We start from the raw sequence: 4,512 nt of genomic DNA, 5'->3' as shown, positions 1-4,512 counted from the left end.
TGTATAGAGACATCCCTAACCCTCCCCTTTATAAGGCCACGGTGTACACACAAGTTATCGAATCACCATTATTCCTCAAATTACCCCATCCTAACCCTCCCCGATGCTTTGGGGAGGGAACTAATTTTTCCGGTTTCCCCCCAAAGCATCGGGGGATTAAGGGGGGTAACAATGTGATGAAAATTACGGGATACCACTTTTCAAACAACCTCTTAATTTTGTTCAATTTGTCAATTATTGACCACCAGAAAAAAACAAAGGTAAAATAAACCCTGAGATAATTCCCCCTAAGACAATTACCTCAATTATTTGCAATAATAAACCACCCCTCATAAACTGATTAATTTCTTCCTGAATATAATGGGAAAAATTACCCAACCAAACACAGAGACGACTATACCAGTTAGCAGGACTATCTTCTGGGCGGAATTTCCAGGATAATATTGATAATAATAATGGCGCACCACCAACTTTAGCCGACATCAAAACATGAATTGCTAAACAAAAAATTATGATTACCCAAGCCATGAGATGAGCATAATACCAAACATGATCAAGTTCTCCTGTAGGTAGCCATTCTTCCTTCATCATTCTCCCAGATACCACCGCCAAAACAGCAGCAAGCAACATTTTAGTATTTACTAAACGTTGTAGGCTTATCCACCAAATTGGTTTACCAAATTGAGTTAGGTTTGGGATAGAGTCTGGTTGTAATAGTCGTCTTTTTCCAGCATGAAAACTATAAACAGCAAAAAATGGTAGTAAAATCAAGAAAAATACTGCCAATGTCCCATGAATATCCTGTATAGGATTGATTTTGGGAATTGGGATATATCCAAATCTTTTATCAAAAGTGTTGTAAACTAAGAAGCCGCTAATAATTGCACCAATTCCTAAAATCCCGCTCATACCATGCAGGATTCGGAATATTAATGGTTGATAGGGGGCTGAACGATTCATAAGTTGATATATTAAGGTTTCCAAAAGGCTAATTTTAGCTTAGTACATATGACTTACGTACACTCACTAACTTACCATAATATGAATGAAATTACGTCGTTTTCAGCTTTGGGAATAACTTATAAAAGTAGGGTGCGTCAGATAGAGGAAATTTGTTTCTTATCAAATTATCGGGTCCGACGCACCCTACAAGAGATAAAATCCACATTACATATTTGGTAAACTTGGTTAATGCGTAAGTCCTAGTATATTAAAACATGGGATTTATATTACAGCAGATTGCAGATTAATTAGGTAGAGGATCTAAATTTAAAACCTGACAGCAAGCCAGTTTTACTTCTGAATCTTTCTGTATCACTTCTCGAAATTCAAATAACATGAATATCAAAAGTCCTCTCCGTTATCCTGGTGGAAAATCAAGAGCAATTAAAAGTATCGCTGAATGTCTTCCAGAAAAGTTTTCTGAATTCAGAGAACCTTTTGTTGGTGGTGGTTCAGTTTTCATTTATCTCAAACAACGATTTCCCAATTTAAAGATTTCTATTAACGATTTAAACCCAGAATTATTTTTATTTTGGCATTTGGCAAAATCTGATTTACCAAAACTAGTTTCCGCAGTTCGTCAAGTTAAAGAAAATTCTCAAGATGGAAAATTACTTTTTGCCAAATTAGCTCATGTAAATGTTAACACATTATCAGACTTAGAAAGAGCAGTCCGGTTTTTTGTTCTGAATAGAATTACATTTTCTGGAACTATAGAATCCGGTGGATTTTCTTTAGAATCTTTTCATAAAAGATTTACCAATTCATCAATAGATAGACTAGAAAAATTAGAAAACATCCTAACACAAGATATCCAAGTTACCAACTTAGATTATAGCCATCTGATTAATGAACCAGGGAAAGAAGTATTCATATTTTTAGATCCTCCTTATGTCAAAGCCGAAAAATCTAAATTATATGGAAAAAAAGGAGATTTACATACAGGATTTGATCATCAAAAATTTGCTTCAAATTTAAAACAATGTCCCCACAACTGGTTAATTACATACGACGATTGCCCAGAAATCAGAGAAAACTTTAAATGGGCAAATATCATCGCATGGGAATTACAATATGGCATGAATAACTATAAACAAAAAAAAGCCGAAAAAGGCAAAGAACTATTTATCAGTAACTATGAAATTAACCAAAACTTAAAAAAATCTCAACTGATTGCTTAAAACTCATCTTTGCGCTCTTTCTCTGCGTCTGGAGCGCCTCTGCGTGCAACAGAAAGCCATTTTTCGGTAAAATTACATCCAACATCATAAAAAAGCAGAACAATGGATTTTACTATTTGGTCTAACTTACTCAAACAATTATTAGAACGGCAATCATTATCCCGGACGCAAGCCGCAGAATTGATGCAAGGATGGATAAATGAAACGATTCCCCCAGAACTGTCAGGGGCAATTTTAATGGCCTTGAACTTTAAAGGAATTTGTGCTGAAGAATTAACAGGAATGGCAGAAGTATTAAAATCCCTGTCTTCTATATCCATGAACAAAGGCGGGGAAACACCGTCCCAACGGTTAATTGATACTTGTGGTACAGGTGGTGATGGGGCATCAACCTTTAATATTTCCACCGCTGTAGCCTTTGTAGTGGCTGCTGCTGGTGTACCCGTGGCTAAACATGGTAGTCGTTCTGCTTCCAGTCTCACGGGAAGCGCGGATGTTTTAGAAGCCTTGGGAGTAAATTTGACTGCTGCCAGTGATAAAGTCCAAGCAGCAGTGCAAGAGGTAGGAATTACATTTTTATTTGCCCCTGGGTGGCATCCAGCCCTGAAAGCCGTTGCCCCATTACGGCGAAATCTCAAAGTGCGGACTGTGTTTAATTTACTAGGACCTTTAGTAAATCCCCTGAATCCTACTGGTCAGGTAATTGGTGTTTTTGATCCTCAACTGATAGAAACCGTTGCTGAGGCCTTAAATCTCCTGGGAACACAAACAGCGGTGGTTCTCCATGGACGAGAAAAATTAGATGAAGCTGGTTTGGGCGATATTACCGATTTGGCAATTTTAAAAGATGGTAAAGTATTCCTAACTGCTGTTGATCCCCAGGAAGTTGGTGTGATCCCTGCTCCTATTAACGCTGTTAAGGGTGGTAACGCACAAGAAAATGGGGTGATTCTTAAAAAAGTTTTGCAAGGGAAAGGCACACAAGCGCAACAGGATATAGTGGCGTTAAATGCTTCCCTGGCATTGCAAGTAGCAGGTGCTGTTCCCTGGCTAAATCATGCCCAAGGGGTGACTCTAGCTAAAGAAATTTTACAAAGCGGTAGCCCTTGGACAAAGCTGGAACATTTAGTGGATTTTCTGAAGGATTAGCTTCTGAGTGGCCTTGGGGACGAAATTCTACGACGTTACGTTTGATAGTTACATCGTAATTACCGAAAAAGTCATGTCCTAAAAGTCCTGTTTCTAATTCTGTACCAGCGATCGCTACTGGGACTTTATTTACTGTCATGCCCCCGACTTCCATAGAATCAAGATAGCCAATGGGAAATTCCACAGCTTTAGCACTGGCAGTATTCGCTTTAGTTTTACCGACAGTGACTACACCCAAAGCTGCTGCTATCTTCTGGGTAATCACAGTTCCACTCGCCCCCGTATCCACAATCATCTCAAACTGCTGTGTCCCATTGAAAGTAACTTCAATAATTGGTGTACCACCAACTCGCCGTTTAATTGGGGCAATAAATACCTCATGGTTGCGAGGGAGGGTGGTTAATGGTGAGAAACTAGGCTTAGATAAGGATGGTTTTAGAGCTTTACTATCAGAGGGACGGGCAGAAATTATCCCATTACCCGGTAGTTGAGGAACCTCAATGACCACTGATTGCGGCTGAGTTACAGAAGATGCTAAATTTTTGGGGTAAGCCTTCCGGCGAGCTAAGGCAACTTGACGGCGGTATTCAACGATTTGACGTTGAGCAAAGGCAAAATTGCCACTATTGCGCCTGACTTGCTTCATCAGAGCGATCGCATCTTGGAACTGACTCACCACCAACTTCCAATCATCCACAGATACAGCAGATTGGCTGATACTCTTAGCACCAGCAGCTTTATCTAGAGCCATTTCCAAAGAACTTAATTGGGTGGAAGCAGATGCTCGTGGCGTTGAATTTGGACTAGCTAACAGTTGTTTACGTTGACTGGAAGAACGGATAGCCGCCAAACTCCCAGTTGATAAAGATTGTTTAGACTCACCAGTTATCGTTGTCTGCTGATCTTGATCACAGGCAACAGTCAAAACCGCTAAACTAACGGAACAAAAAATGAGGGCTGTCCGGGATAAAAAATACTGAAGCATAGTGAATGTTTTAACCGCCCTGGCTGCTCTTCCCAAGTGTACTCCTCCCACCCAATTAAAAATGCTTGACTATTGAATCATTTAATTTTTTATTAATTCCCGTCAGAAATCTAAAAACCTCAACTCATGGGATAATAAACAGTCGCAGTCCGAGACTGGGAAAAAATTAATTCAAAATTGGGAACGGGTAATTGG

At 39.4% G+C, this 4,512-nt stretch carries 4 protein-coding genes; 2 read left to right on the top strand and 2 right to left on the bottom strand.

Annotation, left to right across the window (positions count from 1 at the left end; genetic code table 11):
• Positions 1-234: 234 nt before the first annotated feature.
• Positions 235-960, bottom strand: a complete 726-nt coding sequence (locus IQ228_RS21795; RefSeq protein ID WP_027401416.1) for a cytochrome b/b6 domain-containing protein — start codon at positions 958-960, stop codon at positions 235-237.
• 377 nt (positions 961-1,337) lie between these two features.
• Here IQ228_RS21795 and IQ228_RS21790 point away from each other — a divergent pair, with 377 nt between their 5' ends.
• Both IQ228_RS21790 and trpD read left to right on the top strand, forming a co-directional pair.
• On the top strand, positions 1,338-2,183 hold the full coding sequence (locus IQ228_RS21790) for a DNA adenine methylase (protein ID WP_027401415.1): 846 nt from the start codon (positions 1,338-1,340) through the stop codon (positions 2,181-2,183).
• A gap of 102 nt (positions 2,184-2,285) precedes the next feature.
• Complete coding sequence (trpD, locus tag IQ228_RS21785) at positions 2,286-3,332, top strand: anthranilate phosphoribosyltransferase (protein WP_027401414.1); 1,047 nt, start codon at positions 2,286-2,288, stop codon at positions 3,330-3,332.
• On the opposite strand, the gene IQ228_RS21780 is transcribed toward trpD, so the two are convergent.
• Positions 3,262-4,317: a TIGR02281 family clan AA aspartic protease gene (locus IQ228_RS21780; protein ID WP_027401413.1), complete on the bottom strand. Its 1,056-nt coding sequence runs from the start codon at positions 4,315-4,317 to the stop codon at positions 3,262-3,264. The two genes, trpD and IQ228_RS21780, sit on opposite strands and share 71 nt — an antisense overlap.
• Between the last annotated feature and the right edge of the window lie 195 nt (positions 4,318-4,512).

The organism is Dolichospermum sp. LEGE 00246, assembly GCF_015207865.1.
GTDB lineage: Bacteria > Cyanobacteriota > Cyanobacteriia > Cyanobacteriales > Nostocaceae > Dolichospermum > Dolichospermum heterosporum.
Note: the sequence above shows the minus strand (reverse complement) of the source record. Positions and strands in the feature narration are given on the sequence as shown.

Bases quoted from the DNA above. Each gene is read 5' to 3' on its own strand.
- IQ228_RS21795 (WP_027401416.1), bottom strand. From the start codon at position 960: ATGAATCGTTCAGCCCCCTATCAACCATTAATATTCCGAATCCTGCAT.
- IQ228_RS21790 (WP_027401415.1), top strand. From the start codon at position 1,338: ATGAATATCAAAAGTCCTCTCCGTTATCCTGGTGGAAAATCAAGAGCA.
- trpD (WP_027401414.1), top strand. From the start codon at position 2,286: ATGGATTTTACTATTTGGTCTAACTTACTCAAACAATTATTAGAACGG.
- IQ228_RS21780 (WP_027401413.1), bottom strand. From the start codon at position 4,317: ATGCTTCAGTATTTTTTATCCCGGACAGCCCTCATTTTTTGTTCCGTT.